This window comes from Haloechinothrix sp. LS1_15 (assembly GCF_033042135.1).
Classification (GTDB): domain Bacteria; phylum Actinomycetota; class Actinomycetes; order Mycobacteriales; family Pseudonocardiaceae; genus Haloechinothrix.
This window is the reverse complement of record NZ_WBXM01000004.1, coordinates 14,658-32,164: the sequence shown is the minus strand read 5'-3', so window position 1 is coordinate 32,164 and position 17,507 is coordinate 14,658. Positions and strand designations below refer to the sequence as shown.

Genomic DNA, 17,507 nt, shown 5'->3' with positions numbered 1-17,507 from the left:
CGTGCGGGTACGGCGTTACTGCGCCCAGGCAAGGACAGCTGTTGGGACGGTTGACGTCTCTCGCGGCGACCTTGAGGGGCGGCACACTCAGATCCTCTGCGAGCTCGCCGCGAGGGTCGACGACGACCACAGCGCCACTCCGAGGCCCGGCAGCGGGGACCGAACTCCGTTCGGACTGCGTTCCCCCTCGGACTCACCGGTTCATTCGCCGATGACGCCGTCGATGATGACCATGCCGGTGACGGGGTCGTACTCTTTCTCGCCGTGTTCGTCGCGCACCACCGGCAGGCCGGTGTCGAGTTGCTCGTCCTGGATGAACTTGCGCTGGTGGGTGTCGTCCTCGCCACCCTGGCCACCACGACCGCCAGCTCCGGCGCCCATCATGCCGCCCATCGGCGCCCGCGCCCCGGCCGCGGCACCGCCGCCCGCGCCGCCCCCGGCCGCACCAGCCGCGCCCGAGCCCGTCGGGCCGAAGCCGCCCTGCCCGCTCAACGCACCAGCACCGGCCATGCCACCCGCGCCGCCCGCGCCTGCGGCGCCACCGGGTCGTGCGCCCGCGGCACCGCCTGCGGCCAGACCCCCAGCGGCCATACCCGCACCCCCAGCGACCGCCCCCGATCCCACCGGCCCGAAATCACCGCCCGACCGGCCCCCGGCACCCCCAACACCCGAGGCGCTCGTGCCACTCGGCGGGATCACCGTGCCATCCGGCCGCACCAAACTGCCATCCGGACGCCGGATCGACCCATCCGGATACCGGATACTGCCATCCGGCAGCCGCACCCCACCCGAACCAACACCAGCACCAGCCCCGGTGCCACCACCAGCACCACCCCCGACAGCACCACCAACAGCCCCAGCCGGCACCCCCGGCACCCCCGGCGCCACCGCCGAACCACCAGACGCACCCGCAGCCCCGGAACCGCCATAGGCACCACCACCGGCGCCCATGCCGGCGGCGGTTGGTGTCGCGGTAGGCAGGCCGCCGCCTCCGGGAGTGCCTGCGGCCGAGCTCAACGTGTACCCCGAGCCACCGGAACCGGCATTGTCGCCAGAGCCCTCCGAGTAGTCGCGCTCGATCATGTCCCAGTTCAGCTGCGACGTGTTCCGGTAGCGCTCGTAGGCCTCGATGTTGTGCTGGTTCGTCTGCTCCCACTCGGCCCGCTTGTCCTCGGCGGAGTCCATGAAACCCATCGTCCAGCCGGTGTTGCGCACGAACCAGTTCGGATCATCCGGTTGATCCGGCACCTCCACCACCTCATGGCGGGTGCGAGAGAACGCGTCATTCTGACCACCCATGCTCGGGTTCGACGGCTCGACCTTCGACGCGGCCAGCGCGGACCGGTTACGGACACGGTCGAGTTTCGCCTTGAACGCCTCGGCGGCCTCACCCCGCCAAGACTGACCTACACTGCCGTGCACCCAGGCCAGCTCCTCCGCCGCCTCCTGCTGCGCCGCGCGAGCCTGGCTCGCCGTGTCTTGCCCCGTTGCCAGCGTGCCGCCGAACTGGTCGTCCGTGGTCATCAACCGGTAGATCTGGGCGCCGGTATAGCCGGTGGCACCACGGTCATCGATCATCTGATCAGCCATCAGCTCTCCCCCTGGAGTGTCGCGACAACGACCTCGGCCAACTCATGAGCACCCTGGCATGGTGTGTCCTCGTAGCGTGCGTCCTCTCCAGTACCAACCGTAAAGTTGGCGGAGACGGCCAGGTCGTCGCGGATGCCCACAGCAACAGTGCATATCCCGATATCCCGAGCATCGCTCTGGCTGGCCGCGACAGCGGGGTAACCGCTGACGGGGTCGAGCTCCTCGAACAGGCCCAGCCCACCGCCAGCGTGGTTGGCATAGATACCACTGAGACCCTCGGTGTTGGACACCATCACCGTGACACCGTAGGAACTGCCGTCGCTCGCGTGCCAGTGGCAGATCGGATCACCCTGAACATCGGTATCGGCCGCAGTGTCCTCATAGGTGAAGCCAGCCTCGGCCAGAAGAGCATCATCGATCGTGCGGCACGGGTCATCCTCATAGGGCGCGATGTCTGCCACGATGGGATCCTCCACCGCAGGCGCGCCACTATGCGGCAACTCAGCACTGCCCTGCTGCTCGTTGTCACCGTCGGCATCGGCGCTGCCGCCCGGGTCACCGGAGCAACCCGCCACCAGCAGCGCAGCCACCGCCGCCAAAGTGAGTGTCCGCGCGGCCCTGGGCATCATCCGCGCCTCTCGATCGGCTCGATGGGGTCGGTACGCCAACAGACGTCAGCCATCCCATGAGCCATCAGCTCTCACCGTCGAGTGTCGCGACAACGACCTCGGCCAACTCATGAGCACGCTCACACGGTGTGTCGTTATACGGGACGTCGTCACCAGCTCCAGCACTGAAGTACGCCGAGATCGTCAAGTCGTCGCGAACACCGACCGCTACTGTGCAGGTACCGCGGTGCCGAGAATCGACTTGATCTGCAGCAACCGCCGGATAACCGTTGACGGGCTCGAGCTCCTCGAAGACCTCGAGCCCGCCGTCTTCATGATTGGCGTAGATGCCGCTCAGACCGTGCTCGTTCGAGAGCATCACCGTCACGCCGAACACGCCGCCGTGATCAGTTTTCCAATGGCAGATGGGATCACCTTGGTTCGTCGTACTGGCCTCTGTCTCGTTATACGTAAAGCCGGCTTGGGCTAGCAGGTCGTCGTCGAGCGTTCGACAAGGGCTGCTTTCATAGCGTGCGGTGTCGATGCCGATCGGGTCGCGTACCGAGGGTGCACCGCTGTACGGCAGATCGGAACTGACGCCTCGCTCGTTCGGCTCCCCGTTGGCACCGGTGGGTTCGGCGGTGCCGTCAGCGTTGTCGGAACACGCTGTTGTCGCTAATACGGCGACAGCCAGCGCCGTTACCGTTCGTCTCCAAATACGGGTGGTGGTGGGCATCATCCGTGCTTTTCGATCTGTTCGACCTGGTCGGCTTCCAGCCATAGGCGCTCGTCGCGGATCCGCTTGACGTCGTCGATCAGCTGGTCGAGCTCCGCGATCTCCTCCTCGAGGGCTTGGATGTAGGCTTCTCCGCCCTGGTTCGCGATCGTCGCGTAGAGGCGTGAGGCCGAATCCTCCCGCTGGTGGATGCCGGCCAGGGCTTGGGCTTCCCCTCGGTGCATGTCGAGCTTCTGCCGCACATCCTCCAGCTTGCCGATGATCGTGTTGACCCCGTCTTCGTCGAAGGCGATGTCTTCGAGCTGGCCCGCGACTGTGGCGTCGGCGTTAGCGCGGAGTTGGTTGACGTAGAGCATGTCGCCCATGCTGGTAGCGGTGTTGCCACTGGAAGGGGCGACCATGTCCTCGTGGAAGCCGACCAGGTCACCTCCGGTGTCGTCCTGCGCAGGCACCTCGCACTCTCCTCCCTGGGATTGCCCCCTGTGTATCCTGCCGCGCGCGACATACTTACCGTAGCGAGGGCCTTACCGGCCAGCAACGCATTCCACACACCCGACCCCCACCACCTCGTGTGTCGCACGTCACACACTCCGCCGAGTTCGGAAGCGTGGTTCGCGGGGGTGACGACCGAACCGAACCATTCCGGCGCCTACGGCCGGGATTCACTGTCGTAGCGCTGCGACCGACACCGATGAGAAAGCCGTCGAGCCGGAGTGTGGCTTCCTCGATCCCGCGGCTCCGCGAGCGAACACAGCAGGACGGATGCGCGCTCGACGGTGAGTGAGATGCTGCTGCGCCCAACTCGGTGTGCCTGAGCGCCCGACACGGGGTGTCACTACGCCGGACACGGCGAACGCTCGTCCAGAGAGCACCGACCGCGCGAGTTCGCTACTCCTCGGGAGGGAGTTCCGGCTCCACTCGCTCGGCGATCTGTTCGGCGTTCTCGCATGCTGTGTCGGTGTCCCGATTAACTTGCGTAACAAAGACAACCGCACTCTGCGACTTCTGCGCCTTCATGGATATACCACAGTGGCCGTCGCTCGCTCCTTCGAGCGTCTCAGTGAACAACCGAGCCTCGCGTCCATTAACGACGCCTTCATACACCTGCGCCATGTCCGGCTCTAGGATGTCAAACGGCGCTTCCATCAACTCAAGCGTGACCGTGATCTCGCGCGGCTTACTTGTAGTACAGGCGTAGTCACCTCGAATATCGCGTGGTTCGCTGGGATCGAAACCCTCGCCTTCCAGTGCGGCATCCAGCGTTTCGCACGGATCCAGAGTCAACACTCCGTCCTCACCCACGTCGCCGTCGGCGAACCCTGGAGTGCGTTCTGGATCTGGCTCGGCAGTACCGGTCTCCTGCCCGCAGCTTGCCAGCGCCAACACAACCGTCGGGACCAGGCACACAACCTTCGTCGCGCTCCTCACGGTGTGCTCATCCCTCATCGAGGCCGTTTAACGCCTGCGAGGCAGCGGTCTCGGTCTCGTCGTAGTTGCGTCGCGCGATCTCGAGTCCTTCCTTCATCTTCTTGAAGCCCTCGTACATCAAGTCCAGATTCGGGATCAGGGATCGCTCATCACCAACAGCGACCTTGGCATTGTACTCAGCAATCTGTCGAGCGAAGTCACTCGAACCCATCCTTGCCGGGTAGCCAAGTTCCGCAGCCATCGGCCGCAGCTGCTCCCAGCCCTCTAGGTACTTGTCGCAGACGCGGGTGTAGGCCTGCATGGCGTCTTCGTTGACGGCGAACTGGCCGTCGGTGGCGAGCTGTTTGAACGTCTCCGCACCGTGGTGGAACCTGTCGACACTCTTGGTGTCGAAAGGGCTCACCGAGCCCATACCTTCCAGTGCTCCAGCGGCAGCGCCGTCCCCCGATCCATCGATCGGCTGGTCGCTGAAGCCGGTTTCCCCAGACATCGCTCGACCCTTCCAGTATCTCTCACTGTACGTAGCAGCCCAGATGCGCTCACCACAGGATACAAGCGCCGCCCGCACCCGTGGGATGGTTTCACGCACCCGGAGCACGCCCAACGCCCGTAGCCCACGCCAGCACAGCGGGGCGCGTATAAGTCATGCCTCCGACCCGCCTGGGCCGGAGGCATGATCAGTGGGCGTTTACCGCTCGGGCAGGCTCGCCACAAACGCGCGCCACGCGCCGAACGGGACCTCCAGGGCGCCGCCCTCGCGGTCCTTGGTGTCCCTGATGCGAGTGCGGCCGGGCTCCACTGCGAGTTCGACGCAATTACCGTGCGTACCAGAGCGTGTCGGCTTCCGCCACTTTACGTGTTCCATTGCTCCGCCACTTCCACGATCAGTTGTCGGGACTGCCGTTGCGGCAGCGCCTCGCCTCTGAGGTAGTCCCATCGTCTCACGAGCCGTGTACCGATTTCCGGATCATCCAGCACGAAGCCTCTGGCAGGAGTTTCGACATAGCTGATCTCCTTGCCATCCACCGTCGCCAAACAGAAGCTGCCGTCCACCCCGTAGTAGGTCTCAGCACCGGAGGGAACAACCTGCACAGATACTGGGGCTTCCGCCAGCCGTTGCAGCTGTTCGCGCATGATCTCACGATTACCGATCTGGCGGTGCAGCACGGCCTCGTCGAGCACGGCTACGACGTCTGGCCGGGTTCCGGGGTCGAGAATGCTCGCTCGCGCCAGGCGCGCCGCGACCTGATCATCATCGACGAGCAACGTGCGGGCATAGTCTTCCGTTTGCATCGGGCCAGGTACAACAAGCGGTTCGTACAAACGAACCAGGCTGGCCTGCTCCTCGATATCCGGCCAGGCGCGGAACCACTCGGGCACCACATCCTGCTTCAAGGTGTGCAGCCGGATCCTCGAAAGAAAGCCGTCGGTCTGCAGCACCTTGTCCGCCTCGCCTGCGAAGGCCTCGCTGGGGAACTTGCTGCCGCTCTCCACCTTCTCGACCAGGCTTATTGAGAAGCAGACCTCTTCTGCGAACTTCTCGCGGGACCAGCCCAAAGCCTCACGGGCGCGCCGCAGCTCGCTGCCAAACAGAGTCACCACGTTTTCACCCCTCTTGCACTCCGTACACGACTGCGCCATCCGGAGGCTCCACAGCAGTCGTGGTGCGTACACGATCCGTTCCGTAGCGTAATCGACGGGTGTGACGATAAGCACATGCTCACGCTCTGGATCAGTCTCCTGACCCTGGCCTACCTGCTACTACTCGGCTACGTGCTCGGCCACGTCGTCCGTGACGCGCGGCTACGGCGCAGGCAATGGCAGCACGATCCCCGGCCACGCATGGTCATCACCGACGACGGTGCCTACCTGGACCGGGGGTTGTGATGGCCGCGCCACCGCCGCAACACCGGCGACCGCACATCCCTCGACGCCCCTCCCCATCGCCCTACCCACAGCACACGGAGCTCGCGCCATGAACTACCAGGTACACCGCATCCAGCACAGCGACGGCGGGTGCGTGCCGGTGCTCCTCAGCGAGCACGCGACCTACCTCGAAGCGTTACAACACCGCGATCAGCAGCGGCAACGCCTGCGGGATAGGTCGATCTACGTCACCGACGCCTACGGATACCCGCTCGCTGACACCAACCCCTGAGACTCCCGGCCGGTGCACGAGACCGCCCCCGACCGTGCACCGGCCGGGTCCCCATAAATCGACATATCAACACACGAGCGTTGGAATGAACGTGACGTCCGTTCCCTCTACGGAACCCGACGTCACGTTCAGCCCCACACAGGAGGAACTCATGAGCCGGTGGTACCGCGGCGACGGCCGCATCATCGTCGACGACGGCGACGACGTGTACGTCATCCGCGCCGACGACCCCGACCACGCGGACAACGCGGACAACGCCGACGAGGAGCAGCCGGTCGAGAATCCCGACACCACGTAGTGACTCCCGGCCGGCGCGGCCTGACCCTGTCCTTCCGCTCGTCCCCGCCGCGCCGGCCGGGTCTTGGCTGGTGTCGCTCCACGCGGGCCGCTCGTGCTCGACGGCGCGAAGCTATTCAGCTTCGGGGCTCTGGCTACGTCTCGCATCGCGCATGGCGACCTCCCGATGCAGCTGCAACCTGCTGATGGCTCTCGAATCGATGTACGCGCCGTTGACCACAGAGTGCCGGATGCCGTTGTAAACCAGATTCCACAGCCTGCGGTTCCCTAGCAATGCCAGTTCCGAGACAGAAACTTCGTTACCATACCTGTCTTGCAATTCGAACGTGTACTTATTGATGGCGGGTTCGAGTTCGATCGATGTCAGTTCGTAGGTTTTGATGAAATGCTTGCGTTGCATGAGCCAATCCGCACCGGCGGCGACGGTACCGATGTAGACCCCGAACGAAAAGAGGAAACTGAATACCACGAACAATATCCACATGGTTCGATCAGTTGCCCAATCGAACATACCGCGGTCGCTATCCAGCAGGTCATACACTGTGAAGAACCCGATAAAAATGACCATTGTGACAAAAAACGCCTCGATTTGGCGTTTGAGCGATCCGTAGTCCCATTCCAGGGGAGGACCTTCACCGGGCGGAGGTTTCGGAACACGGAACCTGCTCCACCGCTGGCGAGAGTTTTTAGCGGGTCGAATAACTGGTGCCCGTGGTGGGCGTGGCTCGCCTGTCTCGCGGTCCGGCATAGGGGGTAACTGGAGCGGCTCACTCATACCTAGAACGTGTTTCTATCTTCTGGCCGCTGTTGATGCGGCTCAGGGGTCTCGCCTGGAAGGTCGCCGTGCGCGGGAGCGACGGTGGACTCCTCACCGCCGGTCACCGAGTCCTTGAGGTTGGAAGCCTGGTCGCTGATCCAGTCCTTGGTATCTGAGGCGGTATCTGAAGCCCACTCCTTAGCATTGTTCGCTTGCTCGGTCACCCATTGCCCCGCGCTGGTTTCTTTGAGTTGGTCGCTGTAGTACATCGCCATCTCGGCAGCACCCACCGCCGGAGCCAAGCCCGTAGGGGCAACATTTGCGTACTTGGGTTGGGGGTTGGTCCCGAAATCCTTGACTACCGCCGATGTGCCCGCACCGACGAGAAAACCGGCAAGCGCACCTCCGGGACCGGTGATCGATCCTACCGTAGCGCCACCGGCTGCGAGCCCTCCGACACCAGCAGTCACAGATCGCACCGGATGAGTGCCCGATCCTATATCACGATAAACGCCGAACCCTGTGATCATGGATCCGACTACTGGAATGTTTCGTACGAGCGGGATGGCGTTCCGGAGGTACGTAGCGTTCTTCGGGATAAAATCGCCAAGGCTGAGGCGGATAAAGTCCTGAATTCGTCCGGGCAGGCGTTCGAGGAACCGGCCGATGTAGCTGGTGTTGGCGCGTGTCTCCGCAGCGATAGCGCGGGCACGGGCCATCATCGCCGTCAGGGAGTTGCTGGCTCGGGTGGCGGCGCTACGGCCGGCATCCTGCGCTGCTTGGGCGGCCCGGTTGCCGATGTCGTGGAAGTGTGCCGCGTTGGCTCGCCAGGTGTTCTGGCGGGACAGGAACCCGGCTGCCAGTCCGGTCATGAGGTCCGTTGCCTGGATGTAGGGCTGGCTGATGAGGTGTTCGATACTGTCCAGCGCACCCGTGTGGCCCTGTTCTTCGAGCTCGCGGTCCTCGTCGACGCGTCGTTCGCATTGGTGATAAACCTGGGCACGCCGCACCCATTCGCTGTAGAGCTGCCACGCGGCACGCTTGTCAGCCGCCTGGCTGGGCGTGTCGGCCTCGTGCAACGGCGTAGGAAACGGGGGAGGCGCACCGGGGTTGTGGATCTCGGTGTCGCTACACGTCAACCCCTCCTCGCTCGCCCACTCGCGGGTCTCGGCCATATTCCTGCGCACCGCGGCGATCGTCTCGGCGTGTTCACGCAGCGCGCGGGCGGCCGCTGTGTAGGCGTCTGCCAGCTGTTGACCATCACGCCGCAGCTGGTCGGCTACCGCGCGAAAACCGTCACCGGCATCGCCGTCCCACCCGGCCTGCGACTGATCACGGGCCTGGCCGGCATCACAGGCGGCATCGTCAACCGTGCCGGCGATCTGGTCGAGCCAGTCGGCCAACGCGTGGATCGACTCCGGCTCGGCTCGCACTTGAATGTTCAGCGTCACATCTCCCCCTCTGCTGGATCAGGTGCCGCCCGCACCGAGCGCGTCGGCGATCTCGTCCTCGGCGGTGCGGTACACCTCCCGCGAGGCGGTCACGGCCTCGCCAGCACCACCGAGTTGACCCATGAACCGCTCCGTTTCACTGGACAGATGCGCCATCAGCGCAGCCACCGCCTCGGTAATCTCACCCGCCCGCACATCCCCCGGCGCCGTCGGCACGGAATCCAGCCGCTGCGCTGCACCCGCCAACCGCCCGGACACCTGCTCCAGCGTCGCCGCCCGGACATCGAACCCGTCACCGCTCATCGGTACCTCCCTGGACGGTAGTGTCCCAGTCCCCGTGCTGCCGCAGCTCCGGCGCCAGCACCGCATCCCAGATCAGCCGGTCGAGGCCGAGCCAGTACTGAAACTCCGGCAAGCCCTCCGAACGGATACTCACATACGGCTGCCCCTGGCCACAGCCCGCTGCCAGAGCTTCCAGTGAGGTATACACCAGCATCGCGACCTCGCCGTCATCCATCTGACGCAACACCAGCGCAGGGGGTTCCTCCCCGCCATCCCACACCGTCGCGGTGGGGGTATACACCACCGGCGGAAACGCGTCCTCCTCCTCGTCATCAGCGAACATGTCACCGGTGATCACTTCCGGAAGGCACCTCTCCCCCTCATCAGGCCCGAACACGTCGCCATCCCAACGTGACCCCACCCGAAACACCCCAGGTCATCGACGGCGGCAGTGGACAAGCGCAAACACATAGGGTAGTCGACCGTTCGTGCCGCAGCAATCGCGGCAACGCGTCGTGCCTCCCGGCCGGTACGGGCGCGCGCGTCGATCACCCGCACCGGCCAGGTGCCCATCGCCGTCGGTGTGCCTGCTGCGCCTGGTGCTCGGCAGGCTGGCGGTGGCGGCTACAGACCCAGCCGCCGGGAGAAGTCGTCGTAGGCGGCGCGCATCTCGGCTTCGCGGTTGACCCGGGTGATCGGTGGCTCGTAGCGGTCGAGCAGGTCGCCGCAGTCCTCTTCGCTGCGGTACGCCTGCAGCAGCTTGAAGTCGTCCTTACGCTGCTTCACACCGTGCGCGTGATGGTCCTTGGCGATCTTCTGGCCGAGGTTGTCGAAGAACATGTTCTCCTCGTACTTGCGCAGCACCGCGAACTGTCCCCGGTACATCAGACACAACTGATCGGCGGACAGGCCGAGCATGATCGCCGCCAGCGCGTCGATCTCCACCAGTGCCGCCCGGCGCTCGAACTCCGAACGCAGCGGCGTCTCCCAGTGCCACTCGGGTTTGGACACAGCGAGCTGCGGCCAATCGCTGAACGGCGTCGTCCAGGAATCCTCGGCGAAGTGTGGCGCGTACAGCTCCTCCCACAACGGGGCGTAATCCCGCGTCAGGCAGTTCAGGCGGAGGGTGCGCAGGAGCAGGTATGGGGCGGCGGAGTGCTCAATGGGGGCGGGGAGTCTCCTTATGAGCTCCTCGTAAACATTAACTTTACCGCTCAGCTTCACAAGATAATCGACCGGTAGCGATGTCCATAGTCCACTGACAAGAATTGTTAACCGATTCGAGCTACACGCTAGGGTGTGCACACTACCTGTGTGCGCGGGCCCCGGGGGCAGGACTGCGCAGCGAAACGTCCTCTCATGACCTTCCTGAACCATCTTCCGCCAAGCGGCACGATAGTACTTCGTATAAGGAATCGTATTCCAGACATCGAGGCCTGCATCGTAGCGGTCGCGGTCGGTGGCGCGCTGGTAGTTGGTGCGCGGGATCACCTGCTCCGGAAGTTCTTCCAGGTCCCAGTCGGAGTAGTCGCCTTTACTCTTGCAGTGCTCGTTCGGTTCCTTTGCGAACGGCGTCGCGACGGAGAAGTGCGGGCCTTGCAGGATCACCTCGTCCCAGCGTGGCGGGTACTCGGTGCGCCACTCGATGTAGCCGTCTTCCTTGGCTCCCTTCTCGTGCCAGCCGCTCGTCCACTGGTAGTCGACGCTGGCCATCCGCGTTCCCTGGCTCGACAGCACGGCGAGGGAGTCGAGATGTTCGCGGGTGAGCGGGCGCAGCAGGCGCGCCCGGGCCGGTGCGGTCCCCGGTTCGTCGAACAGATCCGCCCACTGCGCCAGCTCCCGCTCGGTGATCTCGACGACGCGGGAGGCGTGCGGACGCAAGTCCCAGCCGCCTGCCGGGTACTGGATGCCGGGGACTTCGCCGGTGCCATCGTGGCTGAGCGAGCCCTCCAGGGTGTCCGGAACGAGCAGGTTGGCGACTTGGATGAACTCGGTCTCGCGGGGTGAGCCGTAAATGTGAATTCCGTATATGACCGGATGTCCAATGTCGGCGAAAAGCATGGCTTCGTTAACGAACTGCCAGTGGCGCCGCAGGCGCGGATATGTGGCCGCGCGCAGGGTGCCCGCCTTCGGGTCGGTGAAATGGCTCTCCGGATGCAGCAGCCCAACGATGCCGCGCTCGCCCATGGACCGCCAGGTCCGTTCCATGAAGCTCGTGTACAGGTTGGTCTGCACACCACGCAGCACGGGGTGTTCCACCGGCGAACCGAGGTGCTCGTTGAGCCCTGCCCACGAACCGAGCTCGCCCAGGTACTGCTGCTCGACGGCGTGGTCCGCGAGCAACTCGGCGCGCCGCTTGCGGAACGTGGTGTCCGGGATCTTGTCCTGTAGCACGAAGAACGGATCGAACTCGGCGAGGGCTTCGTCGTCCTTCCACGTAGGCCGCACCCACGGTGGGTTCCCGAGCTGCAGGTCGAACCCACCCCGGTGGAACACCTGGGCGAAGTCGAGTTCCCAGTGGAAGAAGCCTTCCTGCTTGGCGATCTCGCGGACCACCCCGAGCCACGGGTGCTCCAGGTACAGCACCGCGACGTCGCGCATGCCGTAGTAGGTCTTCTCCAGCTCGTCCAGGTCGGCGAGCTCGTGGAAGCCGTCGACGCTCTCGGTGAGATCGAGCTGGTTCACCGCGGTGGCTTTCCCGTTCACCCCGAGCAGGCCCTCCAGCGCGGCGATCCACTGGTCGAGGTTCGGTGGCGCGACGTCCGTGGTGAGTGGCCAGAAGAACAGCGCGCACCAGGCGTCCATCGCCAGCCGCAGCCGCTGGTACGGTCCTTCCGGGTCGGTGAGCTTGTCCTCCACCTCGTCCCGGCTGACCGCTGTGCTCTCCGGGCCGATGTCCGCGCCCCACACGTCGATGTGCCGGGCGACCTCGCGTTCGCTGATCTCCAGGCGGCGCAGCGTCAGCTCCCACAGCCGCTCGACCCGCCGCGCCAGGCCCCGCAGCCGCGCGGTCTGCTCCTTGCCCGGCTTGCGGGTGATGTCCTTCGCCCAGTCCTTGATCGCCTTGGCGTGCTCGGGCACGCGTTCCTTGGCGATCTTCGCGTCGCCGACCGCGCCCCACCCGTCGGCGGGCAGCAGGAAGTGGTGGATCTCCCCGTCGCCGATCGCGCCTTCGGCCAGCGGCCGGTCCGTGGGTGGGGTGTCCTTCCAGTGCTTTTTCGCCTTGGCCAGCGCGGTGAGGTCGTAGGTGGCCCGGCGCGCCCCGATCAGCGAGTTGCCACGCCCCAGGTGCAGGCCGAACCACGGGGCCTTCAGGCCGGGGTGCATCACGTTCAGCCACAGCGACACCTCGGCGAGCTCGCGGGCGGTGTCGTTGAGGTCGACGCCGTAGCAGCGGTGCAGCGCCAGGTAGGCCTTCACCTTCTGCAGCTCCTCGCGGTAGCGCTCCGGGTCGATCGTCTCGCCCAGCTCGTGCTGCCGCCGTTTCAGGTACTCGGCGGCGAGCTGGTTGATGGCCTCGTTGAGGAACGCCCCGCTGCCCATCGCGGGTTCGCAGACACGGTAATCGAGGATGTCCTGCGCGCTGGTGTCCTCAGTGATCAGTTCGGCCAGCGAGTGCCGCACCACGCACTGGGTCAGCACCTCCGGTGTGTAGTAGGAGGCGCTGCGCTGACGGTCCCGCCCGGAAAGCCGGTAGACGAAGGTGCCCGGCTTGTGCACCACGAAGTTCTTGTCTTCGGTGATGGGGTCCTCGCGGTAGACGATGTGCTTCTCGTCGTACTGGGCGAGGTTCTCGCGTGGCACCAGCCAGGTTCCCTTGCCCGGATCGCCGTCCTTGGCCAGCTCCACGAGCTCCTGCTCAGCGATGAACCCGCTGTAGGCCATCAGCCCCTCATACACCGCGCCGAGCTGGTTGATGCCGAGCTGTGCGTAGGACACGTAGCCGCGGCGGGCGCCCTTGCTCTTCGACCGCTTGGACAGCAGGAGCAGCGCCAGCACCCGCTGCAAGGTCGCGTTGCTCAGGTTGACGTTGTCGATGTGGTAGGCGTGCCGCTGGTCGAACAGGTCCGCCCGCAGCGGCTCGAACACCAGGCTGTCGCCGTCCGGGTTGTCGTAGCCGTGGCCGGAGTTGACCAGGCGGAACAGCAGCCGCAGCGAGTCGTGCAGGTGATGGCCGTCGCGGGAGCGGCCGGTCAACGGCACCTGGATCATCTCCCGCAGCCGGTCCAGGCCGTAACCGGCGTCGTAGTCATGGTCGCCGACCGGCAGGATCCGCAGTTCCGGCCGAGCCTCCGCATACAGCAGGAACAGGATCCGGTACAGGAACCGCAGCGACTGGGTGGTGAGCTCGCGCGGCAGCTCCGGGATGCCCTCCACCGGTTCGCCCCGCTCGCGGCGCTTGGCGATCACCTCGCCCGCGATCAGCTCCACCGACACCCGCAGGCCCTCGCGCAGGTCCTCGCTGACCCCGACGGCGTGCTTGACGGAGTCCTCGCTGAACTGGTCGAGCCTGGCCGAGCCCTCCTCGGACGGCAGCAGCACATCCGCCGAGGCCAGCCCGGCGAGCCAGGCGAGCTCGCCGGTGACCTTGTCGTCCTTGCGGGACAGCGCGGTGTGGATGTCGAACGCGAGGTAGCGGCCCTCGGCCCAGCGCTCCACATCGGACAGCAGCATCCAGCCACCGGCCAGCACCAGCACGAAGCGTGGCGCGTGGCCGGTGAGGAACAGCTGCTGCACCGCCTTCGGCACCGCCGCCAGCTCCTCGACCTTCTCCGCCCCGGTCTGGATCCGCAGGGGCTCGACGAGCTGCCCCTCCTCCCCGAACAGCGCGTCGACGTTGCCGACCGGATGGGCCTGTAGCACGTGCAGCGCCTCACCGGCCGGGGACTGGCAGCGGGCCAGCAGCGGCACCGTGATCGGGGTCTCGGACTGCTCGGTGTCCAGCTCGGTCGGCGTGGCATCGAGACCGAGCGCGGCCAGCACCTGCCCGTGCAACTCGGTGAGGGCCACGGCGTAGCCGTCGTCGGTGTCGCGTGGCAGGTTGGCGTAGCTGGTGAGGAACGGGCCGCTGAGGCTGGACAACTCCCGCAGCGGGCTGGGCTTGCCGTGCTCGGTGCGCTCCCGCCACTCGCGGTTGAGCTCCTTGAGCTTGCCGGGGAACGCCTCGGACAGCCAGTGCGGGGACAGGAAGTCGCCGACGTTGCGGATCGAGTCGTACATGTCGTTTCCTCTGCTCGCCCTCTGCTGTTCCGGTGCGCCGGTCGTGCGCCGGGGATGCCTAGCCTGCTGGGACGATCACGCCGACCACCCGGACGAACGGCTCGCCCGACGCGGCCAGCGAATCGATGCGCGAGTCGGCATCGTCACGCGTCCGGTGCACGGCGTCCTTGCGCTTGTGGGACCGGCTTCCAGACCGGCCCTCACTGTCCACGAGCGACAGCGCGAGCTGCTCCCAGCGCTGCACCCGCGTGCGGTGCTGCTCCAGCCGTTCCAGCAGCGCGCCTTCCATCTCCTCGCGCCTGCCGCGCAGATCCTCCGTGGCGACCTCTACCGCCTGCGGCACCAGGGGTTGCAGCTTTTCAGCCCAGCTCTGCACGCCTCCGGGGTTGCGTGCCCGCTCCTTCAGCCCGGCCTGCTCAACCGCCTCGCGTAGCTCCCCCACCTGCGGATTCCGGGGCAGGCCGGTGATCGCGCCCCAGCGGGTGAGCACCGCCTGGCCCAGCTCGTTCGACCAGCTCGCCTGCGTCAGGAACACCGGCTCGTCCACCGCAGCGGCCATCAGCGGCGCCTGGTTGCGGTCGAACCGCGCCAGCGCCCGGCTGGTCGCCCACTGCAACACCGGATGGATCGGGGCCAGATAGCTGACATCCGGCCACGTCATGTCCTCCTCGGCGCGGGCCTTGTCCAGCCGTGTCTTCGCGTACCGGTACTGCGAGGACAGCCGGATCCGGTCGGTCACCCCGCGCTCGGCGAGGTAGTCACCCGGCAGGTCCGCCAGCCGTGCCGCCAGGTCCTCCGGGGTGTCGAACGCCAGCAGACCTGTCTCCTGCTCCCGGTGCACGTTGAGAGTGCCGAAATCCGGGGCGATCTCCTCCAGCGCCTCGGTGAGGAAGTTGTCGTCGTCATCGAACAGCGTGCGCGGGCTCTCAGTGCGCACCGGCGGTTCCTGCTCGTGCTGCCCGCCGGTGGCCATCATCGCCGCGAACGGGTTGAGCTGCGCCGGCTCCGGGTCGGGCACCTCCTCGTCCAGGTCCCGGCCCTGCTGGAGGTAGGACATCACGGTGTCCTCCTCGATCTGCTCGTCCCGCACGTTCAGCAGCGCACCCGCATCCCCCAGCGCCTGGTTCGCGGCGTGCTCCTTCTGCAGCAGCTTCGTCACCACCCGTAGGTCGCTGATCGCGGACTCGCCTGACTCGCCGTCCGAGGTCAGCGCCAGGGCGGTGATCTCCGGTTTCCGCAGCTGCATGTACCGGTCGATGCGGCCGTTGCGCTGCTGGATCCGGATGAAGCTCCACGGCAGGTCGTAGTGCACCAGCCGGTGGCACTGCCGGTGCAGGTTGATGCCCTCCGACGCCATGTCGCTGGCCAGCAGCAGCCGCACCGGGCTGGTGGCCAGCTCGAAGTCGGTGCGCACCGCCTGCACCTTCTCGTCTGGCAACTGGGCGTGCAGCGTGGCCACCGCCTTGTCCGGCAGCTTCAGCCGCGACGTCAGCTGCTCGCGCAGCCAGTGCAGCGTGTCGATCCGTTCGGAGAACACCACCACGCGAGCATCGTTGCTGGCGGAGAGCCCGACATCGCGGAGGTAGCCCACCAGCGCTTCCAGCTTCGCGGGCCCGCGCATCTGCGCCGCGGCGGCCAGCTCGTCCAGCCGCTGCAACGCCGTGGCCTCGATGGCGGCGTCGGAGCGGTCGGCGAGGGTGTTGAGGCGGCGTTTGATGCTGCTGCGCAGCGCTTCCGGCGACGACAGGAACGCCTTGAACAGCGTCCACGGGAACAGCGACCGGCCCTTGCCGGTCACCGGTGGCTGGCCTGCGGGGCGCAGCCACACATCCCGCAGCTCGTCCAGCACCGCCTGCTCCTCGGCGGTGGCGGTGACCGAGACGACGCGGGGATCCTCACGCGCCGCCCAGTGCTGGCCGACCTCGAGCGTGACGTCCGGGGAGTTGCGGTGCCTGCGCACGTACAGGTGCTCGATGTCATCGGCGCTGTAGTTCGAGCGGTCCGCGATCGCGGTGGGGTCGAGCAGCTCCACCAGGTTGGCGAACGACTCCGGTTTACCGTTGTGCGGCGTGGCGCTGGCCAGGATCAGGGCTTCCGTCTGCCGCGCCAGCAGCTTGGCCAGCTCGAAGTTCTGGGTGCCGCGGTTGATGAGGTTGTGGCACTCGTCGATGACCACCACGTCCCAGTCGTGATTGCCCAGGTGGTGGCGGTAGCGGGCCGGGTTCTTCAGCGTGTCGATCGAGACGATCGCCCGCCGGTAGTAGCTGAACGGGTTGCGGGTAGCGGGCAGGGTCTGGCGGATCCGCTGGATACCGTCCGAGTCCAGCCGCACCAGCGGGATGGCGTAGCGGGTCCACATCTCGTGCTGGAACTGCTCCAGCACCGCACGCGGGGTGACCACCAGGATCCGCTCGCCGCGCCCCCGTTCGATCAGCTCGGTCAGCGTGATGCCGATCTCCAGGGTCTTGCCCAGGCCGACCGCGTCACCGATGAGGATACGCGGCCGCAGGTTCGCCAACGCCTGATGCGCCGGACGCAGCTGGTAGTCCATCCGGTCGGCCAGCCCGCGATGGCCCGAGACGATCTCGGTGTTGGTGATCGGGGTGGAGCTTTGCCGCAGCAGCGACTCCAGCCACAGCCGCGAGCGGCGGAATCCCGAGCTGTCGTCGGCCACCAGACGCGTCTCGCGGGGATCGAGCACCGTCACGTCGTCCAGGTCGGTGTAGAACACCGCGTCCTGGTCCCGCACCAGCTCGGACACCCCGGTCGCCTCGATACGGTAGCTGCCCCGCCGGGTGCGGCGGGAAGTCCGGACCAGCCAGTCCTCGTCCCGCACGACGATCTGCGCGCCCGGCGCGTAATCCGGTTCCGACTTCTCCCCTTGCACTCGCGCGAGCCTAGTAACCATGCCAGTCCCCTATCGAGGGCCATGCCCGAATCGTGATCCGACTACCGCGCACAGCGACCGTGCCGTCGTAGG

17 protein-coding genes are annotated in these 17,507 nt (G+C 66.2%); 3 read left to right on the top strand and 14 right to left on the bottom strand.

Features of this window, described 5'->3' with window-relative positions:
- Window positions 1-201: 201 nt before the first annotated feature.
- The 8 genes from F8178_RS07460 to F8178_RS07425 form a co-directional block, all read right to left on the bottom strand.
- On the bottom strand, window positions 202-1,590 hold the full coding sequence (locus tag F8178_RS07460) for a hypothetical protein (RefSeq protein WP_317493947.1): 1,389 nt from the start codon (window positions 1,588-1,590) through the stop codon (window positions 202-204).
- Window positions 1,590-2,180 carry a DUF3558 domain-containing protein gene (locus tag F8178_RS07455; RefSeq protein ID WP_317493946.1) on the bottom strand — a complete coding sequence of 197 codons (591 nt, stop codon included), beginning with the start codon at window positions 2,178-2,180 and terminating at the stop codon, window positions 1,590-1,592. The genes F8178_RS07460 and F8178_RS07455 overlap by 1 nt, the downstream gene beginning before the upstream one ends.
- A gap of 103 nt (window positions 2,181-2,283) precedes the next feature.
- Window positions 2,284-2,934, bottom strand: a complete 651-nt coding sequence (locus F8178_RS07450; protein ID WP_317493945.1) for a DUF3558 domain-containing protein — start codon at window positions 2,932-2,934, stop codon at window positions 2,284-2,286.
- Window positions 2,934-3,386, bottom strand: coding sequence for a hypothetical protein (locus F8178_RS07445; protein ID WP_317493944.1), 453 nt, complete (start codon window positions 3,384-3,386; stop codon window positions 2,934-2,936). The genes F8178_RS07450 and F8178_RS07445 overlap by 1 nt, the downstream gene beginning before the upstream one ends.
- Before the next feature lie 436 nt (window positions 3,387-3,822).
- Window positions 3,823-4,380 carry a DUF3558 family protein gene (locus F8178_RS07440; RefSeq protein WP_317493943.1) on the bottom strand — a complete coding sequence of 186 codons (558 nt, stop codon included), beginning with the start codon at window positions 4,378-4,380 and terminating at the stop codon, window positions 3,823-3,825.
- A complete protein-coding gene (locus F8178_RS07435; RefSeq protein WP_317493942.1) occupies window positions 4,370-4,852 on the bottom strand; it encodes a hypothetical protein in 483 nt (160 codons plus the stop codon). Before F8178_RS07435 ends, F8178_RS07440 begins: the two co-directional genes overlap by 11 nt.
- 198 nt (window positions 4,853-5,050) lie before the next feature.
- Window positions 5,051-5,227 carry a DUF397 domain-containing protein gene (locus F8178_RS07430; RefSeq protein ID WP_317493941.1) on the bottom strand — a complete coding sequence of 59 codons (177 nt, stop codon included), beginning with the start codon at window positions 5,225-5,227 and terminating at the stop codon, window positions 5,051-5,053.
- Window positions 5,215-5,964, bottom strand: coding sequence for a helix-turn-helix transcriptional regulator (locus F8178_RS07425; protein WP_317493940.1), 750 nt, complete (start codon window positions 5,962-5,964; stop codon window positions 5,215-5,217). The genes F8178_RS07430 and F8178_RS07425 overlap by 13 nt, the downstream gene beginning before the upstream one ends.
- Before the next feature lie 114 nt (window positions 5,965-6,078).
- Here F8178_RS07425 and F8178_RS07420 point away from each other — a divergent pair, with 114 nt between their 5' ends.
- The 3 genes from F8178_RS07420 (at window position 6,079) to F8178_RS07410 (ending at window position 6,818) form a co-directional block, all read left to right on the top strand.
- Window positions 6,079-6,249, top strand: a complete 171-nt coding sequence (locus tag F8178_RS07420; protein WP_317493939.1) for a hypothetical protein — start codon at window positions 6,079-6,081, stop codon at window positions 6,247-6,249.
- An 88-nt stretch (window positions 6,250-6,337) separates the two neighbouring features.
- The gene (locus F8178_RS07415; RefSeq protein WP_317493938.1) at window positions 6,338-6,520 is read left to right on the top strand and encodes a hypothetical protein; all 183 of its coding nucleotides are present in this window, start codon (window positions 6,338-6,340) and stop codon (window positions 6,518-6,520) included.
- A gap of 151 nt (window positions 6,521-6,671) precedes the next feature.
- Entirely contained in the window at window positions 6,672-6,818 is a 147-nt protein-coding gene (locus F8178_RS07410; protein ID WP_317493937.1) for a hypothetical protein, read from the top strand.
- Between the two features lie 111 nt (window positions 6,819-6,929).
- Here the strand turns inward: F8178_RS07410 and F8178_RS07405 are convergent, their stop codons facing one another.
- From F8178_RS07405 to F8178_RS07380, 6 genes are all read right to left on the bottom strand, one after another.
- Entirely contained in the window at window positions 6,930-7,592 is a 663-nt protein-coding gene (locus F8178_RS07405; RefSeq protein ID WP_317493936.1) for a hypothetical protein, read from the bottom strand.
- A 2-nt stretch (window positions 7,593-7,594) separates the two neighbouring features.
- Window positions 7,595-9,007, bottom strand: coding sequence for a WXG100 family type VII secretion target (locus F8178_RS07400; protein ID WP_317494295.1), 1,413 nt, complete (start codon window positions 9,005-9,007; stop codon window positions 7,595-7,597).
- Window positions 9,008-9,043: 36 nt separating this feature from the next.
- Window positions 9,044-9,328 carry a hypothetical protein gene (locus F8178_RS07395; protein WP_317493935.1) on the bottom strand — a complete coding sequence of 95 codons (285 nt, stop codon included), beginning with the start codon at window positions 9,326-9,328 and terminating at the stop codon, window positions 9,044-9,046.
- Complete coding sequence (locus F8178_RS07390) at window positions 9,318-9,665, bottom strand: SAV_915 family protein (protein WP_317493934.1); 348 nt, start codon at window positions 9,663-9,665, stop codon at window positions 9,318-9,320. Before F8178_RS07390 ends, F8178_RS07395 begins: the two co-directional genes overlap by 11 nt.
- Before the next feature lie 266 nt (window positions 9,666-9,931).
- The gene (locus F8178_RS07385; RefSeq protein WP_317493933.1) at window positions 9,932-14,527 is read right to left on the bottom strand and encodes an Eco57I restriction-modification methylase domain-containing protein; all 4,596 of its coding nucleotides are present in this window, start codon (window positions 14,525-14,527) and stop codon (window positions 9,932-9,934) included.
- Between the two features lie 58 nt (window positions 14,528-14,585).
- The gene (locus F8178_RS07380; RefSeq protein ID WP_317493932.1) at window positions 14,586-17,414 is read right to left on the bottom strand and encodes a helicase-related protein; all 2,829 of its coding nucleotides are present in this window, start codon (window positions 17,412-17,414) and stop codon (window positions 14,586-14,588) included.
- Window positions 17,415-17,507: the final 93 nt, after the last annotated feature.

What these genes read in the sequence shown, in the direction of transcription:
- F8178_RS07450 (WP_317493945.1), bottom strand. Translation starts at nt 2,934, where the DNA reads ATGCCCACCACCACCCGTATTTGGAGACGAACGGTAACGGCGCTGGCT.
- F8178_RS07460 (WP_317493947.1), bottom strand. Translation starts at nt 1,590, where the DNA reads ATGGCTGATCAGATGATCGATGACCGTGGTGCCACCGGCTATACCGGC.
- F8178_RS07430 (WP_317493941.1), bottom strand. Translation starts at nt 5,227, where the DNA reads ATGGAACACGTAAAGTGGCGGAAGCCGACACGCTCTGGTACGCACGGT.
- F8178_RS07395 (WP_317493935.1), bottom strand. Translation starts at nt 9,328, where the DNA reads ATGAGCGGTGACGGGTTCGATGTCCGGGCGGCGACGCTGGAGCAGGTG.
- F8178_RS07420 (WP_317493939.1), top strand. Translation starts at nt 6,079, where the DNA reads ATGCTCACGCTCTGGATCAGTCTCCTGACCCTGGCCTACCTGCTACTA.
- F8178_RS07405 (WP_317493936.1), bottom strand. Translation starts at nt 7,592, where the DNA reads ATGAGTGAGCCGCTCCAGTTACCCCCTATGCCGGACCGCGAGACAGGC.
- F8178_RS07415 (WP_317493938.1), top strand. Translation starts at nt 6,338, where the DNA reads ATGAACTACCAGGTACACCGCATCCAGCACAGCGACGGCGGGTGCGTG.
- F8178_RS07435 (WP_317493942.1), bottom strand. Translation starts at nt 4,852, where the DNA reads ATGTCTGGGGAAACCGGCTTCAGCGACCAGCCGATCGATGGATCGGGG.
- F8178_RS07410 (WP_317493937.1), top strand. Translation starts at nt 6,672, where the DNA reads ATGAGCCGGTGGTACCGCGGCGACGGCCGCATCATCGTCGACGACGGC.
- F8178_RS07440 (WP_317493943.1), bottom strand. Translation starts at nt 4,380, where the DNA reads ATGAGGGATGAGCACACCGTGAGGAGCGCGACGAAGGTTGTGTGCCTG.
- F8178_RS07385 (WP_317493933.1), bottom strand. Translation starts at nt 14,527, where the DNA reads ATGTACGACTCGATCCGCAACGTCGGCGACTTCCTGTCCCCGCACTGG.